Source organism: Cupriavidus sp. LA-1, from assembly GCF_055385985.1.
The window spans coordinates 1269970-1287905 of the sequence record NZ_AP031387.1 but is presented as its reverse complement, the minus strand read 5'-3'; the positions used below and the strand labels follow the sequence as shown (position 1 = coordinate 1287905).

Genomic DNA, 17936 nt, shown 5'->3' with positions numbered 1-17936 from the left:
TGCCCCTTCTTCTTTCCTGCGACCCCTGGTGCTTACGCTTGCGCCGCTGCGCGCGGTGGCTGCTCCACAGTCTCGAACCCCATCGCCTGCACGCCTTCGAGCAGCATCGCATAGGCCGGCGCCAGCAGGTCGGCCGGCCCCTTGACGCCCAGGTCGATATGGCGGCGCGCGAAGCGGTCGCCGCGCTGCACGTCGCCGACCGACGGCAGGCTGAACACGCGGATGCCGGGGTGCGCCGCCTCGACCTTCTCCATCAGCGGCGTCAGCGTGGACTCCGGCGCCTCGAACACGTAGAAGGCCCGCTCCTGCTGCTGCACCTGGTGGAACAGGTGCGCATAGTCGCGGTCCAGCACCCATTCCATCATCGGCCACGCCATCACCGGAAAGCCCGGCATGAAGTGGTGGTGGCCGACCGAAAAACCCGGGATGCGGTTGTAGCTGTTGGGAATGATGCGCGCGCCCTCGGGGAACTCGCCCATCTTGAAGCGGTGCTGGTTCTCGGGCAGGTTCAGGTCGCCCTTGACCGGGTCGCCGCCGGCGGTCTCGGCAATGCGCAGCGCGATCAGTTCGCGCGCCTCGGGATGCAGCACCAGCGGCACGCCCAGCGCCGCGGCCGCGCACTGGCGGGTGTGGTCATCCGGCGTGGCGCCGATGCCGCCGGTGCAGAACACCACGTCGGGGCCAGCCAGCGTGCGGCGCAGCGTGGCGGTGATGCGGGCGCGGTCGTCGCCGACGTACTCGGCCCAGTCCAGCGCCAGGCCGCGCACCCCCAGCAGTTCGATGGTGCGGCGCAGATGCTTGTCTTCACGCCGTCCCGACAGGATCTCGTCGCCAATGACGATCAGGCCAAAACCCATATTGCCCTCGCTTCAGGAATTTTCGATGCGGCGCACGTCGGTCGGCGCCAGGTCGATGACTTCGCCACCGGTCGATGGAGCGGCAGGCCGCCGGGCCGCCACCGCCGCGCGCTCAGCCCGCAGTTGCGCCAGCGCGCGCAGGCAGAAATGGCCGAACCACAGCGCCGAGAAGATGAAGATCAGCACATAAAGCCACAGCGTGCCGGCCAGCACGAACGGGAACAGGAAGATCACCGCCGCCGACGACACCCACAGCAGCGTCGGCGCCGAGCCCAGCAGCCCCACCGCCACCCCGATCACCAGCAGCGGCGTGCGGTGGCGCCGCACCAGCGTCTTGCGCTCCTCGGCGCTGGCGTGGTCGGCGAGCGCGTCGTAGGTCATCACGCGGTAGGTCAGCCAACCCCACAGCACTGGCGGAATCAGCGCGAAGAACGGCGGGATCAGCCACAGCGGCAGCGTCACCAGCACCAGCACCAGGAACACCAGCGTGCTGCCCAGCGACTGGAACACGCTGCCCAGGATACTGCCCCCATGGGCCTTGGCCAGGTCCGGGTAGCTGCGCTCCAGGTGGCGCACCACTGCCGGCACCGAGAACAAGCCGATGAACAGCAGCATGGAGGCGATCACCAGCGGGATCGCCAGCGCCGCCACGAACAGCGGCGCCACGATGGTACGCATCGATTGCAGGCCGAACCAGTCCAGCGCGCTGTAGATCCAGCTGGTCAGGACGGAGGTTTCCAGGAAGCTGCGCGTGGCGCCCATGATCGGGTCCCAGCCCCACCAGAGCAGGCCGCCCCATAGCAGCGTGGCCAGGACGAAAGGCAGCACGGTCAGCATCAGCATGCGGGGATGCAGCTGACTGACCAGCGCGCGGCCAAACGAGCGGAAGATATCGTTCATGCAGTCGGTGGCAAACAGGAGGAAAGGCGCCGGGCGCGGCAGCAGTCACAAAAGTCAGACTGGGCCGGACCGGCGGCAACCCGAAACACTAGCATACGCCGCTTGCCGCCGCGGCGCGCCCTCGCTCGCCGCCGGTGGAGGACTGTCTCGATTGCCGGGTTCAGGGCAGCCGCAGCAGCCGCTTGATGCCGTACCACTGGTGGGACAGGAAGCCCGTGCCGTAGTCGCGGCCCTTGCCCAGCGGAGGCGGCAACTGGTCGCGGATGCCAGTCGGGTGGTAGGTCCCGGTGAAGACCGCGGTGCCGAACAGCATGTCCCACCACGGGAAGATCACGCCGTAGTTGCAGCCGCCCAGCCTGGCCGGTGCGCCGTTGGCCTCATGGCCGATGCCCACGGCGTGATGGGTGCGGTGAAAACGCGGCGAAATCAGCAGCCGCTCGCCGAGGGCGCCGAAGTGCAGCCGCACGTTGGCGTGCTGCAGGCTCTGCAGCAGCTGCGACAGGGCCACCAGCAGCACATACTGCGACGGCTCCACGCCCACCCCCAGCGCCACCAGCGCAAACACCAGGTCGCGCAGCATGTCGTCCAGCAGGTGGTTGCGGTTGTCGCTCCACAGCGTCATCTGGCGCTGGCTGTGGTGCACCGCGTGCAGCTGCCACCACCAGCGGAAGGTGTGCGACAGGCGGTGATACCAGTAGTCGAGCAGGTCGAACAGCAGCAGGTAGACAAAGAAGCTGACCAGCGGTACCGAGGTCACGCCCGGCCACCAGTCCTCGACATTGACACGGTGCCAGCCCAACAGCCGCAGGTGGCCTTCCAGCGCGTCGGTCAGCGGCGCCAGCAGGAAGAACATGGCCAGCCGGAACAGCCCGAGCCGGTGGATCACGGTGTAGAAGATGTCGGTGCGGATCGCGGCGCGGTCGGCCACCGGCTCGACCGGGCGCCACTTCTCCAGCGGCCCCAGGATCAGCACCATCACGGCGATCTGCACCAGCCCCACCAGCAGCCACTCGGTGCCGGTGAAGGCGTCTTCGGCATAGCCGCCAAACCCGAGGTGGTAGACCACGGGCAGCACCACGTCCTGGAACAGCGTGCCTTCGACCTGGCCGATCCAGCCGTTCAGCGTGTCCCACATTACCGCCTGCCCTCCTTGTTCGCGGCCGGCTGCGGCCTGGCGATCCAGTCGCGGTAGGCCGGGTGCTCGCGCAGCGTGGCAAAGCAGAATCCCTTGCGCTCCAGGCCGGCGAGCAAGGGCTCCAGCACGCCAGGCGCCCACGGGTCCCTGCGCGACCAGATGCCCAGGTGCGCCATGGTGATATCGCCATCGCGCAGGCTGGCCAGCGCACGCTCCAGCAGCGCCGCGTTGGGGTAGCGGTCGGACGACAGCTCATCGCCCAGGAATCCCGCCGGCGCCCAGCCGACATGGCGGAAGCCGCACTGCTCGGCCCACTGCACCGTCTGCGGCGCGGTGCGCCCGCCCGGGGCGCGCCACAGCGGCACCATGTCGGCGCCGGTCATGCCATGGAAGGCGTCGGCGCTGCGCCGCAGCTCCTGACAGAAGGCTGCCGCGCCCATGGCCACGTCCTTGCCGGCCTGCGCGCCGAACTGCGGCCGCATGGTGACCTGGCCGGCGCGCACGCTGCGCAGGTAGACATGGTCGAAGGTATGCGTGCCGAAGGCGTGGCCGTCGGCCACCAGCCCCTTCCAGTATGGCGCCCAGGACGGGTCGAGTGAATTGTCCTGGCGCACCGTCGGCTCATTGGCCAGGAAGAAGGTGGCGCGGATATGGTGGCGGCGCAGCGTGTCGGCAATCAGCTGCGCCTGGCTCATGCTGCCGGTGTCGAAGGTCAGGTAGAGCGTGCCGGCCGGGCATGCCTTGGCGGCAGGCCTGGGGGCATCCGCCGCCTGCAGCGCGGACGGCAGGCCGCAGGCAAGCGCCAGCGCAGCCAGCAGCTTCCCCAGCCGTCCCGGTCGCGATGCCTTGGTCTCATGCATGGTCCCTGCCCTGCCCGGTTCAGTACAGCGGCGCGCGCGTGCGGAAATAGATGCCGTGCGGCGAGCGCCCGACGCGCACGGTCTTGACCAGCTTGCGGCTGGCCACGTCGATCAGCCCGACCGAGCGCGCCCAGCGGAAGGTCACCCACAGGGTCTTGCCGTCGGCGGTCAGCTCCATGTCGTCCGGGCCCGGCGGCAGGCCGGTGATGTCGCCGACCTTGGTCAGCGTCTGCTGGTCGATGATGCTGATGCTGCCCGTGACGCGGTTGCTCAGGAACAGGTGGCGCTTGTCGCCGACGGCGCGGAAGTTGTGCGCACCCTTGCCGGTCTGGATCTGCTTGACCACGGTGCGCGTGCGCCAGTCGATCACGGCCACGTAGTCGGCCCCGGTCATGCCCACCAGCAGGTATTTCTGGTCTGGCGTGACCCAGACGCCGGCCGGCGACGAGCCGGTTGCCATGCGCCACATCACGTTCTGCGTGACCAGGTCGATGGCCACCACCTCGTTGGAGTCCTGCAGCGTGATGAAGGCGATGCGGCTGTCGGCGGTAAAGGCGATATGGCTGGGAGTCTTGGCCAGCGGGAACTGCTTGGCCAGTTTCAGCGCCTTGCCGTCCCAGCGGTAGAGATCGACGCGGTCAAGCCGGTTGCCGGTGGTGATAAACCATTTCTGGTCCGGAGAGAAGCCGATCTGGTAAGGGTCGTCGATATTGGGCACGCGCTGCTGGACCTTGCCCGTGACCGGATCCAGGAACACCAGGTCGTTGCCGACCGCGTTGGCCACGATCAGCGACTTGTCGTCCGGCGTGGCGATCAGGTGATGCGGCTCCTTGCCGATCGGGAAGGTCTCCAGCACCTTCTGCGAATCCTTGTCGATCAGCGTGACGGTTGCATCACCCGAATTAAGGATTACCACCACTTCCGCCGATGCTGGTGCAGCCAGCAGACCCAGCGCCAGGGCGCCCGCCGTGATCCCACCAGCCACAACACGGCGCCACGCAAACTGCAATGCAAACATAAGACCTGCCAGAATAAGACTGAATCGGCGATTCTAACGGTTGAGCGTGGCAATCCGCTGACGTCGCGACTGATGGCAATCAAGAATTAGGCAAATTGTTGCGCCTTGGCGACCAAACCCGGCCCGCCCCGGCATTGCGCCGCATGCCTGCCTGTATTTGCCGTCAGCGCTGCATGGATTCCCACACCTTCTGCAGCCGCTTGACCGACATCGGCACCGGCGTGCGCAGCTCCTGCGCGAACAGCGCAATGCGCAGTTCCTCCAGCATCCAGCGGAATTCCTCCAGCCGCGCATCCTCGCCGCCGCGGCCCTGGGTGCGCAGCTGCTTTTCGGCCCGCTGCCATTGCTGCACCAGCGGTGCCATCTCCTGCATGCGCTGCGTGTCGCGCGCCGGGTCGCCCTTGAGCTTGTCCACCCGCATGGCGATGCCTTTCAGGTAGCGCGGGAAATGGACCAGCTGCGTGTACGAGGTTTCGTCGACAAAGCGCTTGCCCATCAGCCGCCCGAGCTGGGCCTCCATGTCGGCATGGGGCCCGGCGAACGGCTTGGCCTGCAGCAGCTTGCGCGGCAGCCCGGCGTATTCGGCCAGGATGGTCCCCACCAGCCGCGCGATCTCCTGCGCCAGCAGCGACAGCCGGGTGCGCCCCTCGTCCTTGCGGGCATTGAACTCGGCCTCGTTGCGCGGCAGCGGCGCCTGCATGCAGGCGCGCTCCAGCGCCAGCATCACGATCTGCTCGCGCAGCATCTCCTGCGTGCCCAGCGTCATGTACTGCATCGCCATCTGCTGCAGGCCCGGGATGTTCTTCTCGATGAACTTGACCTGCTCGCGCAGCTGCAGCGCGAACAGCCGGCGCAGGCCCAGGTGGTGAACGCGGGCGGCTTCCTGCGGGTCGTCGAACACTTCCACGTCGCAGTGCGTGCCGCGGTCGACCAGCGCGGGGTAGCCGAACAGGGTCTGGCTGCCCTTGCGGATCTCCAGCAGCTCGGGCAGCTCACCGAAGGTCCAGCCGGTCAGGCCTTCGTACTTGCCGGGCTCGGCCGCCACCAGCGGCGCCGCCTGCTCCGGGGCCTCGGTTGCCGCCTGTGCGGCCTGCGCCGCGGCCTGCGCGGCCACCCGCTGGAACGACTGCTGCGCCTGCCCGCCCAGCTCGGCGCGCAGCTGGGCCAGGTTGCGGCCCATGTCGAGCTGGCGGCCGTGCTCGTCGATCACCTTGAAGTTCATGGTGTGGTGCGCGGGCAGCGTTTCCAGCTTGAAGTCGGCCCGTTTGACCATGGTGCCGGTCTGCTCGCGGATATCGGCGATCAGCACGTCCAGCAGCTCGCCCTCGGCAGACGGCTGGCGCGCGACAAAGCCGGCTGCATAATCCGGCAGCGGCACGCAGTGGCGGCGCAGCTTCTGCGGCAGCGACTTGAGCAGCAGGTGCACCTTCTCCTTGATCATGCCCGGCACCAGCCAGTCGGCCCGCTCCTGGCGCACCTGGTTGAGCGCGTACAGCGGCACGGTCAGGGTCACGCCGTCGCGGTGGCTGCCGGGCTCGAAGTGGTAGGTCAGCCCCATGTCGACCCCGGCCACGTTCATGGTCTTGGGGAACAGGTCGGTGGTGATGCCGGCCGCCTCGTGCCGCATCAGCTCGTCGCGGTTCAGGTACAGCAGCTTGCGGTCCTTGGCGCTCTCGGCCTGGTACCACTGCTCGAAGGTGGCCTGCTGGCAGATGTCGGCGGGAATCGCGCGATCGTAGAAGGCGTAGATCAGTTCGTCGTCGACCAGCACGTCCTGGCGCCGCGACTTGTGCTCCAGGTTCTCGATCTCGCGCACCAGGCGCTGGTTGTGCGCGTAGAACGGCAGGCGCGTGTCGAACTCGCCCTCGACCAGCGCACGGCGGATAAAGATCTCGCGCGCTTCCTGCGGGTTCATCGGGCCGTAGTGCACGCGGCGATGCTGGTAGACCACCAGCCCGTACAGCGTGGCACGCTCCAGCGCCAGCACCTGGCCGGCCTTCTTTTCCCAGTGCGGATCGCTCCAGCTGACCTTGAGCAGGTGGCGGCCCACCTGCTCCAGCCATTCGGGCTCGATGCGCGCCAGCGTGCGCGCGAACAGCCGGCTGGTCTCGACCAGTTCGGCCGCGACGATCCAGCGCCCGACCTTGCGCGCGATCAGCGAGCCCGGCCACAGGTGGAACTTGATGCCGCGCGCGCCAAGGTATTCGCGGCCCTTGCCATCGCCATCCTCGATGCGGCAGCCGACATTGCCCAGCAGGCCGGTCAGCAGCGCCTTGTGCACCTGCTCATAGGTGGGCTCGCTGTCGTTCAGGCGCCAGCCCTGCTCGGTCACCGTGGTCAGCAGCTGCGAATGCACGTCGCGCCACTCGCGCAGCCGCAGATGCGACAGGAAGTGGGCGCGGCACTGGTCCTGCAGCTGGCGGTTGGATTTCTTGTGCGCCACCGCGTCCTCGAACCACTTCCACAGCCTGACCCAGCCCAGGAACTCGGACTTCTCGTCCATGAACTTGCGATGGGCCTGGTCGGCGGCTTCCTGCGCCTCCTGCGGGCGGTCGCGCGGGTCCTGCACCGACAGCGCGCTGGCGATGACCAGCACTTCGCGCAGGCACTGGTGCTCGCGCGCGGCCAGGATCATGCGCGCCACGCGCGGGTCCAGCGGCAGCTTGGCCAGCTGGCGGCCGGTGCCGGTCAGCTGGTTGGCGTCGTCGACCGCGCCCAGTTCCTGCAGCAGCTGGTAGCCGTCGGCCACGGCGCGGCCCAGCGGCGGCTCGATAAAGGGGAACGATTCGATGTCCGTCAGCCGCAGCGCCTTCATGCGCAGGATGACGGCGGCCAGCGACGAGCGCAGGATCTCGGGGTCGGTAAAGCGCGGCCGGCCGGTGAAATCGGTTTCCTCGTACAGGCGGATGCAAATGCCGTTGGCAACCCGGCCGCAGCGGCCGGCACGCTGGTTGGCGGCCGCCTGCGAGATCGACTCGACCTGCAGCTGCTCGACCTTGTTCCGGTACGAATAGCGCTTGACCCGCGCCAGCCCGGTATCGACCACGTAGCGGATGCCCGGCACCGTCAGCGAGGTTTCGGCGACGTTGGTCGCCAGCACGATGCGCCGTGCATTCGACGGCTTGAACACGCGCTCCTGCTCCTGCACCGAGAGCCGCGCAAACAGCGGCAGGATCTCGGTATGCGGCGGATGGTGCTTGCGCAGCGCCTCGGCGGCCTCGCGGATCTCGCGCTCGCCGGGCAGGAACACCAGCACGTCGCCGGGGCCGGCGCGGCACAGTTCGTCGACGGCTTCGACGATGCCGTCGTACAGGTCGCGTTCGCGCGCCTGCGGGCTGCGCGGCGCGCCGGCGGCGGCCACGTCCCCGGTGATCGGGCGGTAGCGCACTTCCACCGGGTACAGGCGGCCGCTGACCTCGATCACCGGCGCCGGCTTGTCGCCCGAGGCGAAATGCCGGGCAAAGCGCTGCGCGTCGATGGTGGCCGAGGTGATGATTACCTTCAGGTCCGGCCGCTTTGGCAGGATCTGGCGCAGGTAGCCGATCAGGAAGTCGATGTTCAGGCTGCGCTCGTGCGCCTCATCGATGATCAGCGTGTCGTAGGCACGCAGCAGCGGGTCGTTCTGGGTCTCGGCCAGCAGGATGCCGTCGGTCATCAGCTTGACCGACGCACCCGACGACATGGTGTCGTTGAAACGCACCTGGTAACCCACGTGCTCGCCCAGCGGCGTGCCGAGTTCCTGCGCGATGCGCTTGGCGGTCGAGGTGGCGGCAATGCGTCGCGGCTGGGTGTGGCCGATCAGGCCTCCGCCCTCTCGCCCCGGGCCGCGCCCGATCGACAGGCAGATCTTGGGCAGCTGCGTCGTTTTCCCCGAACCGGTCTCGCCCGAGACGATCACCACCTGGTTGGCCAGCAGCGCCGCGGCGATCTCGTCGCGGCGGGCCGATACCGGCAAAGCCTCGGGGAAAATGATCGGCGGCAGCGGGTTGATCGGCCTTGGCGCACGCGGCGGGCGCGGGCCGCGCGGCGGCCGCTGTCCGGCTTCAGCGGCCGGCCGCGCAGCGACGGGCTGCGCACGGACGTCCGGCTGCCTGGCCGGGCCTGGGGCCGGCCGGGACTGGGTTGGGGAGGCGGACTGACCGGCACCGGCACGCTGGCGCGGCGCGGCGGGTGGTTTGGGCTTGACGGGGCGTTGTTCTGACATTGGCCGGGATTATAATCCGCGGGATGAACGCCAGAACCGACGCGCCGCAGACGGCGCCTGCCTCCCCGTCACCCGCCGCCCCCGTGCCGGCGCAGCCGCCCGCCGCGGCTGAACTCCCCTCGCCCGCCTCCGCCTTGCCCGCCACGGCGGATGACCCCGAGCGCAGCGGCCCCGACCACCAGCAGTTCGTCGACTGGCTGCGCATGGTGGCACCGTATATCCATGCCTTCCGCGGCAAGACCTTCGTGATCGCCTTCGCCGGCGAACTGGTCAAGTCGGGCGTGCTCAACGCGCTGGTCAACGACGTCGCGCTGCTGCACGCCATGGGCATGCAGATCGTGCTGGTACACGGCTCGCGCCCGCAGGTGGAAGAACAGCTCGCGCTGCGCCATGTCGAGTCGCAGTTTGTCGAGGGCGTGCGCGTCACCGACAACGCCGCGCTCGAATGCGCCAAGGAAGCCGCCGGCGAACTGCGCCTGGACATCGAGGCCGCCTTCAGCCAGGGCCTGCCCAATACGCCGATGGCCGGCGCGCAGTTGTCGGTGATCTCAGGCAACTTCGTCACCGCGCGCCCGATCGGCATCGTCAACGGCACCGATTACCAGCACACCGGCCTGGTGCGCAAGATCGACGCCGAATCCGTGCGCATGTCGCTGTCGCACGGCAAGGTGGTGCTGCTGTCGCCGCTGGGCTTCTCGCCCACCGGCCAGGCCTTCAACCTGTCGATGGAAGACGTGGCCAGCGCCACCGCCACGGCACTCAAGGCCGACAAGCTGATCTTCATCACCGAGGTGCCGGGCGTGCCCGACCCGGTCGGCAAGATGATGCAGGAAATGTCGCTGCGCACCGCGGTAGAGCGCCTGCAGAACAAGCACCTGCCGCCGGACGTGGCCAACTACCTGCAGCATCTGGTCAAGGCGCTCAAGGGCGGCGTGCCGCGTGCGCACCTGATCCCCTATTCGCTCGACGGCTCGGTGCTGCTCGAACTGTTCCTGCACGACGGCGTCGGCACCATGCTGTCCGACACCGACCTGGAAAGCCTGCGCGAAGCCACGCTCGACGACGTCGGCGGCATCGTGCAGCTGATCGCCCCGCTGGAGCAGGACGGCACGCTGGTGCCGCGCGGACGCCACCTGATCGAGCGCGATATCGCCAACTTCTCGGTGATCGAGCACGACGGCGTGCTGTTCGGCTGTGCCGCGCTGTACGACTACCCGCGCGAAAACATGGGCGAGATGGCCTGCCTGACAGTCTCGCAGGAAGCCCAGGGCACCGGCGACGGCGAGCGCCTGCTCAAGCGCATCGAGCGCCGCGCCCGCGCGCTCGGCCTGGACAAGCTGTTCGTGCTCACCACCCGGACCGAACACTGGTTCCTCAAGCGCGGCTTCGTCCACGCCAACGTCGACGACCTGCCCGAGGACAAGCGCAAGCTCTACAACTGGCAGCGCAAGTCCATGGTGCTGATGAAAAAACTGTGACGTCGTAGGGGCAATCGCCGCCGCGCCGCGGCCGGCCGCCCCGCTTGGCTACAATAGCGCCAGCGCCGAAGCTCTAACGAACATATCAAGGAGTCCCCATGGCCCGCATGGTCCAATGCATCAAGCTGAACAAGGAAGCCGAAGGCCTCGACTTCCCGCCGCTGCCCGGCGAACTGGGCAAGAAGATCTGGCAAAGCGTGTCGAAGGAAGCCTGGGCTGGCTGGCTCAAGCACCAGACTATGCTGATCAACGAAAACCGCCTGAACATGGCCGATGCGCGCGCGCGCCAGTACCTGCTCAAGCAAACCGAGAAGTACTTCTTCGGCGAAGGCGCCGACCAGGCCCAGGGCTACGTGCCGCCGCAGTCCTGATCCGGACCGCCGCATGACAAAAAGGGGTGCCTGAGGCACCCCTTTTTGCTTGGTGTCGCGGAAGACCCGGCTCAGTAGTCCGTGCGCTGCACGCCGTCGCCGGTGCCCAGCAGCAGCACATCCGCGCCGCGCAGCGCGAACAGGCCCACCGTGACCACGCCCGGCACCTGGTTGACGGTCTGCTCCAGGCCGCGCGGATCGTCGATCTTCAGGCCGACCACGTCCAGGATCACATTGCCGTTGTCGGTCTTGTAGATGCCGCCTTCCTTGGTCATGCGCAGGCGCGGCTGGCCGCCCAGGGCCTGCAGCTTGCGCGCCACCGCGGCACGTGCCATCGGGATCACCTCGACCGGCAGCGGGAAGGTGCCCATGGTCTGGACCAGCTTGCTGCCGTCGGCGATGCAGACAAAGCGCCTGGCCACCGAGGCGACGATCTTCTCGCGCGTCAGTGCGCCGCCGCCGCCCTTGATCATGGCGCCGCTGGCGTCGATCTCGTCGGCGCCGTCGACATAGACCGGGATCTCGTCGACCTCGTTCAGGTCCAGCACCTTGAAGCCGTGCTGCTGCAGGCGGCGCGTGGAAGCCTCTGAGCTGGACACCGCACCCGCGAAACGCTCCTTGAACGCCGCCACGGCGTCAATGAAGAGATTAGCGGTCGAGCCGGTGCCCACGCCGAGCACGGCACCTTCGGGCACTTCCTGCTTGACATAGTCCGCGGCGGCTTGCGCGACCAGCGCCTTGAGTTCATCCTGAGTCATGACAACAGCCAGATTGCGTTGGGGAAACGCGTAGTGTAGCGGATTGCGGCGGCAGGTCATCCAGGCGACGGTACAATGGTCCGGACCGGCGTGCCGGGTGCGACCCGCGCGTCCCCGGAAGCCCGCGAACGATTTTGCAGACGCTCAAGCAGACGACCAAGCGACCATGAACCAGCTCGAACAACTCAGGCAGTTCACCACGGTGGTGGCCGATACCGGCGACTTCCAGCTGATGAAGCAGTACACCCCGCAGGACGCGACCACCAATCCGTCGCTGATCCTGAAGGCGGTGCAGAAACCCGAATACCGCCACCTGCTGGAGCAAGCCGTGCGCGACCACCACGGCAACGGCGGCGTCGATGCGGTGATGGATGCCGTGCTGATCGCCTTCGGCTGCGAGATCCTGGCGATCGTGCCGGGCCGCGTGTCGACCGAAGTCGATGCGCGCCTGTCTTTCGACACCGCAGCCAGCGTGGCCAAGGCGCGCCACCTGATCCAGCTGTACGAGCAGCGCGGCATCGCGCGCGAGCGCGTGCTGATCAAGATCGCATCCACCTGGGAAGGCATCCGCGCGGCCGAGATCCTGCAGCGCGACGGCATCCGCTGCAACATGACACTGCTGTTCTCGCTGGTGCAGGCGGTGGCGTGCGCCGAGGCCGGCGCGCAACTGATCTCGCCCTTCGTCGGCCGCATCTTCGACTGGTACAAGAAGCAGGCCGGCGAGCAATGGGACGCGGCCGCCAACAGCGGCGACAACGACCCCGGCGTGCGCTCGGTGCGCCAGATCTACGACTACTACAAGAAGTTCGGCTACCCCACCGAGGTGATGGGCGCCAGCTTCCGCAGCACCGGGCAGATCCTGTCGCTGGCCGGCTGCGACCTGCTGACCATCAGCCCCGAGCTGCTGGAGCAGCTGGCCGCCGGCCAGGGCCCGGTGGCGCACAAGCTGTCGGTGGACCAGGCCCAGGCCGCGAATATCGCCCGCATCACGGCGGACGAGCCGTCCTTCCGCTGGCAGCTGAATGAAGATGCCATGGCCACCGAGAAGCTGGCTGAAGGCATCCGCCTGTTCGCGGCCGATGCGGTCAAGCTGGAAAAGCTGATCGGCGAAATCGCAAAGTAAGCGCAGGTCCGGGCCGCGCGGCCCGGACACAGGCTCAGCCGGCTGCCGGCGCCAGTTGCGGCCACAGCAGCGGCAGGCAGGCGCCGGCCGCTGCGCTCAGCACGATATCCGCGGTCTGGTCCAGCGCCGACGGCTGCGGATTGACCACGATCACCGGCGCGCCATGCTCGCGCGCCAGTCCCGGCAACCCCGCCGCCGGATACACCAGCCCCGAGGTGCCGACCACCAGACACAGGTCGCAGGTCTGCGCCGCATGCTCGGCGCGGTAGCGCGCCACGCGCGGCAGGTCCTCGCCGAACCACACCACGCCCGGACGCATCAGCGCGCCGCACAGGTTGCAGCGCGGCGGCATGCCCGGCAGCGCGGTCGCTTCGTTGCAGCGTCCGCACCCATCCAGCCATTTGTTGGCGAACAGGTTGCCGTGCAGTTCGATCACGCCCTCGCTGCCGGCGCGCTGGTGCAGGCCATCCACGTTCTGCGTGACCAGCGTGAAGGGCTTCTGCGCAGCCAGCGCCACCAGCGCACGGTGCGCCGGGTTGGGATGCACGGCCGCGACCAGCTCGCGCCGGTGCAGGTACCACTCCCAGACCAGCGCCGGCTGGCGGCGGTAGGCGTCCTCGCTGGCCAGCTCTTCCGGGTTGAACTGCTCCCACAGCCCGGTCATGGCGTCGCGGAAGGTTGGTACCCCGGACTCGGCGGAAATGCCGGCACCGGTCAGCACGAAGATGTTGCTGGCGGCGGCGAGCAGCCGGCGCGCTTGCTCAAGCCCCGGCAATGCAGAGAGACCGGTATCCGCGGCCACAGGCTTAGCGCGGCAGGCGCCGCTGGCGCACGGCCTCATACAGGCACACGCCGCTGGCCACGGAAACGTTGAGGCTTTCCACGCCGCCCGCCATCGGGATGCCGACCAGTTCATCGCAGGTCTCGCGCGTCAGGCGGCGCATGCCCTCGCCTTCGGCGCCCATCACGATCGCGGTCGGGCCCTTGAAATCGATGTCGTACAGCGACTTCTCGGTGCCGTCGGCGGTGCCGATGACCCAGATGCCGCGTTCCTGCAGTTCACGCAGGGTGCGGGCCAGGTTGGTCACGGTGATATATGGCACGGTCTCGGCGGCGCCGCTAGCGACCTTGGCCACGGTGGTATTGAGGCCGACGCTGCGGTCCTTGGGGGCGATCACGGCATGCGCGCCGGCACCGTCGGCCACGCGCAGGCAGGCGCCCAGGTTGTGCGGATCGGTCACCCCGTCCAGCACCAGCAGCAGCGGCGTGCCTTCGATGCCGTCGAGCAGTTCATCCAGGTTCAGCGCCAGTGCCACGTCTTCGGCACGTGCCACCACGCCCTGGTGGCGGTCGGTGCCGGCCATGCCGCGCAGGCGCTCGGCGTCGACGGGGTGCAGGCGCACGCCCAGGCTTTCGGCCAGGCGCACGAAGTCCTGCATGCGCCGGTCGCGGCGGGCGGATTCGATATAGACATCGGTCACGCCCTTGGCATCTTGGCGCAGGCGTGCGGTGACGGCGTGAAAGCCGATCAGGAGTTTGTTTTTAGCCATGGCGCGATTGTACTCGCCCTCTCGCCCGCGTCCGCAGCCGCGCGAGGTACGGCAGCGGACGGGGGGGCGAAAGGCGGCGGCGGCCATGGCGGCCGCCGCAGGCTTCAGCGCTTGCGCGGCGTGCGCGGGCTCTTGACCGGGGCCTTGCCCGCCGGCTTGGCCTGGCGCGACTTGGCGGCCGGCTTGCGCGGCTTCTCCAGGTGCGAAGGCTTGGGCTTGGCCGCGCGCTTGGCCGGCTTGCCGCCGGTCTTCAGATGCGGCTTGAGCGGCGTGATCACGGCCTCGAACACCGGCTGCTCTTCGATCACGCGATCCAGCGTCTCGTCGAACGACTCTTCCGGCTTGGATGAGCCGCCCAGCAGCGCCGCCAGCTGGCGGCCCTTCTTGCGCGCCGGCACCGCGTGGGCGGCGGGCACGCGCGGCTGGGCCTCGGTGCCGCCGGTGCGGGCACGCAGGGTCTTCGCCGACGGCTCCTGCACCAGGCGGAAGTCGATCTTGCGCGCATCCAGGTCCACGCGCGACACCTGCACGCGCACGCGGTCGGTCAGCCGGTAGCGGATGCCGGTGCGTTCGCCACGCAGTTCGTTGCGGGCCTCGTCGTACTGGAAGTAGTCGCTGCCCAGCTCGGTCACGTGGACCAGGCCTTCCACATACAGTTCGTCGAGCTGCACGAAGATGCCGAACGAGGTCACTGCACTGATGGTGCCGGCGAAGTCGCTGCCCAGCTTGTCGCGCATGAAGTAGCACTTGAGCCAGGCCTCGACATCGCGCGAGGCCTCGTCGGCACGGCGCTCGTTGGCCGAGCAGTGCAGGCCGAGCTCGTCCCAGATGGCCTCGTTGCGCTTGGCGCGCGCCGCGGTCAGCTCAGCCTTCTGCTCGGCGTCCTTGGCCTGCAGCTTGCGCGCCTTGGGCGAGATCGCCGTATTCAGCTCGGTGCCGTGTGCAAACGCCGGCTGGTACTTGGTATGCGCCAGCACCGCCTTGATCGCGCGGTGCACCAGCAGGTCGGGGTAGCGGCGGATCGGGCTGGTGAAGTGCGCGTAGGCCTCGTACGCCAGGCCGAAGTGGCCGATATTGTCCGGGCTGTACACCGCCTGCTGCATCGAGCGCAGCAGCATGGTCTGCAGCATCGGCGCGTCCGGGCGGGACTTGATCTTGTCCATCACCTCGGCGTAGTCCGACGCCTGCGGCTTGTCGCCGCCGCCCAGCGACAGGCCGGCGGTGCGCAGGAACTCGCGCAGGTTCTTCAGCTTCTCTTCGCTGGGGCCCGCGTGGATGCGGTACAGCGCCGGGTGCTTGAAGCGTTCGAGGAAGTCGGCTGCGCACACGTTGGCGGTCAGCATGCATTCCTCGATCAGCCGGTGCGCGTCGTTGCGCGTACGCGGCAGGATCTGCTCGATCTTGCCTTGCGCGTTGCAGACGATATAGGTCTCGGTGGTGTCGAAGTCGATCGCGCCGCGCGCGCGCCGCGCCTTGAGCAGGACCTGGAACAGCTCGTACAGGTTCTGCAGGTGCGGCACCAGCTCGCCGCGCTTGTGCGCCTCGGGGCCCTTGGTATTGGACAGCACCGACCAGACCTCGTTGTAGGTCAGTCGCGCCGTCGAATGCATCACGGCCGGATAGAACTGGTAGCCCTTGAGCTCGCCCTTGGCGGTGATCACGGCATCGCACACCATGCACAGCCGGTCCACGTGCGGGTTGAGCGAGCACAGCCCGTTGGACAGCTTCTCCGGCAGCATCGGGATCACGCGGCGCGGGAAGTAGACCGAGGTGGCGCGGTCCAGCGCGTCGGCATCCAGCGGCGTGCCCGGACGCACGTAGTGCGACACGTCGGCAATCGCCACGATCAGGCGCCAGCCCTTGGCGCGGCCGATCCTGACCGGCTCGCAATAGACCGCGTCGTCGAAGTCGCGCGCGTCTTCGCCGTCGATGGTCACCAGCGGGATGTCGCGCAGGTCGATACGGTGGTCTAGGTCGGCCTGGCGCACCTCGTCGGGCAGCCCGGCGGCTTCCTGGGCGGCCGCCGGCGAGAACGCGTGCGGCACGCCGTACTTGCGCACGGCGATCTCGATCTCCATGCCGGGATCGTCGATATCGCCCAGCACCTCGACCACGCGGCCCACCGGCTGCGCGTAGCGGTCGGGGTATTCGATCAGCTCGACGCTGACCACCTGCCCCACCCGTGCCTTGCCCTGCGCCTTGGGCGGGATCAGGATGTCCTGGCTGATGCGCTTGTCTTCGGGCGCCACCACCAGCACGCCGCCCTCGCTGAGCAGCCGGCCGATGACATAGCGGTTGGCGCGCTCGATGATCTCGACGATCTGCCCTTCGGGGCGCCCGCGCCGGTCATAGCCCATCACGCGCACCTGCGCGCGGTCGTTGTGCATGGCCTTCTGCAGCTCGCGCTCGGGCAGGAAGATATCGTCCTCGCCGTCGTCGCGGATCAGGAAGCCGAAGCCGTCGCGGTGGCCCTGCACCCGGCCGGTGACAAAGTTGGGCTGATGGGCCAGCTCATAGCGGCCCTTGCGGTTCAGCTCGATCTGGCCGTCGCGTTCCATCGCCGCCAGGCGCTTCTGAAAGCCGTCGTGTTCCTTGCGCGTGACGGCCAGGGCCTTGGCGATATCGCCGGCCGACTGGGGGGATCCCGACGTTCTCAGTACGCCCAGGATTTCTTCCCGGCTGGGGATCGGATAGTTGTTCTGATTCAATTTTTTCTGGAAACTATTTGACAAAATTCTCGCGCTCTCTATAATGAGCGCTTCGGTTGTTTCGACACCTGCCCAGGTGGCGGAATTGGTAGACGCACTAGGTTCAGGTCCTAGCGGTGGCAACACTGTGGAGGTTCGAGTCCTCTCCTGGGCACCAGATCAACGGAAAACCCGCAGCGCTTTCAAGCCCTGCGGGTTTTTTGTTTTTGACGCCTGTTTTGCGCATCAGATCCGGCAACTTGCACTCCTTGCTTGGCGGCCTTGCCGCGATGTCATCACTGCGAGCGTACGGGTTTTTTCCCGTCCGTGAAACCGCGCACCGTACCCCGCGCGGCAGCCGAACCACAAGGGTACGGCAATGTCGAGGAGTGTAACAGCTTCAGTGGCGATTCCGGCATTCCACCGGCCACTCGCGGCCACTTCGGCGTATCACTGACTCCCCTGCCTGCATTCCTGCCCCTTGCCCCTTGCTTGACAAGCGCGTCGATGTGTAACTATCATGGTTTCACATTGACCCCGACATCCTGAGTCCAAGCAGTGAGCACCAGCAGCCGGTTCGCCGTGGCGGTCCATATCCTTACCCTGCTCGCCAGTTCGGCGCAGCCGGTGCCGTCGTCGCTGATCGCCGGCAGCGTTGGCACCAACCCGGCGCTGATCCGCCGGCTGGTGAGCCAGCTCGCCGAGGCTGGCCTGGTGACGACCACCATGGGCAGCACCGGCGGCGCCACGCTGGCGCGCCCGGCAGCCTCCATCACGCTGCTGGACGTGTTCCGCGTGGTCGAGACCACTGCGCTGATCACGCTGCACCAGAGCGCGCCCAATCCGGCCTGCCTGGTCGGACGCGAGATCACCGGTGCGCTGCGCAAGGTCGCTGACCGCGCGCAGGCGGCCATGGACGATACCCTTGCCGGCATCACCATTGCCAGCATGCTCGCCGATGTCGAAGGCAGCAGCCAGCGCCGCAAGCGCTGATT

At 67.9% G+C, this 17936-nt stretch carries 14 protein-coding genes and 1 tRNA gene; 5 read left to right on the top strand and 10 right to left on the bottom strand.

The features are described 5' to 3' along the window. Nucleotides 1–32: 32 nt before the first annotated feature. The 6 genes from ACZ5MJ_RS06150 to hrpA all read right to left on the bottom strand — a co-directional run bounded on the left by ACZ5MJ_RS06150 (nucleotide 33) and on the right by hrpA (nucleotide 8974). Complete coding sequence (locus ACZ5MJ_RS06150; RefSeq protein ID WP_464222935.1) at nucleotides 33–857, bottom strand: competence/damage-inducible protein A; 825 nt, start codon at nucleotides 855–857, stop codon at nucleotides 33–35. A 12-nt stretch (nucleotides 858–869) separates the two neighbouring features. Next, entirely contained in the window at nucleotides 870–1757 is an 888-nt protein-coding gene (locus ACZ5MJ_RS06145) for an EI24 domain-containing protein (RefSeq protein ID WP_464222933.1), read from the bottom strand. 160 nt (nucleotides 1758–1917) lie between these two features. Further along, the gene (locus ACZ5MJ_RS06140) at nucleotides 1918–2892 is read right to left on the bottom strand and encodes a sterol desaturase family protein (RefSeq protein WP_464222931.1); all 975 of its coding nucleotides are present in this window, start codon (nucleotides 2890–2892) and stop codon (nucleotides 1918–1920) included. Beyond that, nucleotides 2892–3752: a polysaccharide deacetylase family protein gene (locus ACZ5MJ_RS06135; protein WP_464222929.1), complete on the bottom strand. Its 861-nt coding sequence runs from the start codon at nucleotides 3750–3752 to the stop codon at nucleotides 2892–2894. The genes ACZ5MJ_RS06140 and ACZ5MJ_RS06135 overlap by 1 nt, the downstream gene beginning before the upstream one ends. A 19-nt stretch (nucleotides 3753–3771) precedes the next feature. Continuing rightward, nucleotides 3772–4770 (bottom strand): YVTN family beta-propeller repeat protein, encoded by a 999-nt coding sequence (locus ACZ5MJ_RS06130; protein ID WP_464222928.1) that lies wholly within the window; start codon nucleotides 4768–4770, stop codon nucleotides 3772–3774. A 163-nt stretch (nucleotides 4771–4933) separates the two neighbouring features. Further along, nucleotides 4934–8974: an ATP-dependent RNA helicase HrpA gene (gene hrpA / locus ACZ5MJ_RS06125; protein ID WP_464222927.1), complete on the bottom strand. Its 4041-nt coding sequence runs from the start codon at nucleotides 8972–8974 to the stop codon at nucleotides 4934–4936. 23 nt (nucleotides 8975–8997) lie between these two features. On the opposite strand from hrpA, the gene argA reads away from it, so the two are divergent. After that, nucleotides 8998–10452 carry an amino-acid N-acetyltransferase gene (gene argA / locus ACZ5MJ_RS06120; protein ID WP_464222925.1) on the top strand — a complete coding sequence of 485 codons (1455 nt, stop codon included), beginning with the start codon at nucleotides 8998–9000 and terminating at the stop codon, nucleotides 10450–10452. Between the two features lie 98 nt (nucleotides 10453–10550). Then, nucleotides 10551–10823 carry an oxidative damage protection protein gene (locus tag ACZ5MJ_RS06115; protein ID WP_010809445.1) on the top strand — a complete coding sequence of 91 codons (273 nt, stop codon included), beginning with the start codon at nucleotides 10551–10553 and terminating at the stop codon, nucleotides 10821–10823. Between the two features lie 71 nt (nucleotides 10824–10894). Here ACZ5MJ_RS06115 and rpiA read toward each other — a convergent pair whose 3' ends face one another. Then, nucleotides 10895–11581 (bottom strand): ribose-5-phosphate isomerase RpiA, encoded by a 687-nt coding sequence (gene rpiA / locus ACZ5MJ_RS06110; protein WP_464222922.1) that lies wholly within the window; start codon nucleotides 11579–11581, stop codon nucleotides 10895–10897. A gap of 166 nt (nucleotides 11582–11747) precedes the next feature. On the opposite strand from rpiA, the gene tal reads away from it, so the two are divergent. Continuing rightward, nucleotides 11748–12704 carry a transaldolase gene (tal, locus tag ACZ5MJ_RS06105; RefSeq protein WP_464222920.1) on the top strand — a complete coding sequence of 319 codons (957 nt, stop codon included), beginning with the start codon at nucleotides 11748–11750 and terminating at the stop codon, nucleotides 12702–12704. Nucleotides 12705–12738: 34 nt separating this feature from the next. Here the strand turns inward: tal and ACZ5MJ_RS06100 are convergent, their stop codons facing one another. The 3 genes from ACZ5MJ_RS06100 to rnr all read right to left on the bottom strand — a co-directional run bounded on the left by ACZ5MJ_RS06100 (nucleotide 12739) and on the right by rnr (nucleotide 16962). Beyond that, nucleotides 12739–13545 (bottom strand): SIR2 family NAD-dependent protein deacylase, encoded by an 807-nt coding sequence (locus tag ACZ5MJ_RS06100; RefSeq protein ID WP_464222918.1) that lies wholly within the window; start codon nucleotides 13543–13545, stop codon nucleotides 12739–12741. Next, entirely contained in the window at nucleotides 13511–14254 is a 744-nt protein-coding gene (gene rlmB, locus ACZ5MJ_RS06095) for a 23S rRNA (guanosine(2251)-2'-O)-methyltransferase RlmB (RefSeq protein ID WP_436222096.1), read from the bottom strand. Before rlmB ends, ACZ5MJ_RS06100 begins: the two co-directional genes overlap by 35 nt. Nucleotides 14255–14358: 104 nt before the next feature. Continuing rightward, nucleotides 14359–16962, bottom strand: a complete 2604-nt coding sequence (gene rnr, locus ACZ5MJ_RS06090) for a ribonuclease R (protein ID WP_464222916.1) — start codon at nucleotides 16960–16962, stop codon at nucleotides 14359–14361. Between the two features lie 70 nt (nucleotides 16963–17032). Between rnr and ACZ5MJ_RS06085 the strand changes: the two genes are divergently transcribed. Together ACZ5MJ_RS06085 and ACZ5MJ_RS06080 are read left to right on the top strand one after the other, a co-directional pair. Continuing rightward, nucleotides 17033–17119, top strand: a tRNA-Leu gene (locus ACZ5MJ_RS06085). A gap of 380 nt (nucleotides 17120–17499) precedes the next feature. Next, nucleotides 17500–17934: an Rrf2 family transcriptional regulator gene (locus ACZ5MJ_RS06080; protein ID WP_432257470.1), complete on the top strand. Its 435-nt coding sequence runs from the start codon at nucleotides 17500–17502 to the stop codon at nucleotides 17932–17934. The last annotated feature ends 2 nt before the right edge of the window (nucleotides 17935–17936 follow it).

Coding starts and splice junctions, on each gene's coding strand:
- rpiA (WP_464222922.1), bottom strand. CDS start 11,581: ATGACTCAGGATGAACTCAAGGCGCTGGTCGCGCAAGCCGCCGCGGAC.
- ACZ5MJ_RS06115 (WP_010809445.1), top strand. CDS start 10,551: ATGGCCCGCATGGTCCAATGCATCAAGCTGAACAAGGAAGCCGAAGGC.
- tal (WP_464222920.1), top strand. CDS start 11,748: ATGAACCAGCTCGAACAACTCAGGCAGTTCACCACGGTGGTGGCCGAT.
- ACZ5MJ_RS06140 (WP_464222931.1), bottom strand. CDS start 2,892: ATGTGGGACACGCTGAACGGCTGGATCGGCCAGGTCGAAGGCACGCTG.
- ACZ5MJ_RS06150 (WP_464222935.1), bottom strand. CDS start 857: ATGGGTTTTGGCCTGATCGTCATTGGCGACGAGATCCTGTCGGGACGG.
- ACZ5MJ_RS06145 (WP_464222933.1), bottom strand. CDS start 1,757: ATGAACGATATCTTCCGCTCGTTTGGCCGCGCGCTGGTCAGTCAGCTG.
- argA (WP_464222925.1), top strand. CDS start 8,998: ATGAACGCCAGAACCGACGCGCCGCAGACGGCGCCTGCCTCCCCGTCA.
- ACZ5MJ_RS06130 (WP_464222928.1), bottom strand. CDS start 4,770: ATGTTTGCATTGCAGTTTGCGTGGCGCCGTGTTGTGGCTGGTGGGATC.
- ACZ5MJ_RS06135 (WP_464222929.1), bottom strand. CDS start 3,752: ATGCATGAGACCAAGGCATCGCGACCGGGACGGCTGGGGAAGCTGCTG.
- ACZ5MJ_RS06100 (WP_464222918.1), bottom strand. CDS start 13,545: ATGAGGCCGTGCGCCAGCGGCGCCTGCCGCGCTAAGCCTGTGGCCGCG.
- rlmB (WP_436222096.1), bottom strand. CDS start 14,254: ATGGCTAAAAACAAACTCCTGATCGGCTTTCACGCCGTCACCGCACGC.
- hrpA (WP_464222927.1), bottom strand. CDS start 8,974: ATGTCAGAACAACGCCCCGTCAAGCCCAAACCACCCGCCGCGCCGCGC.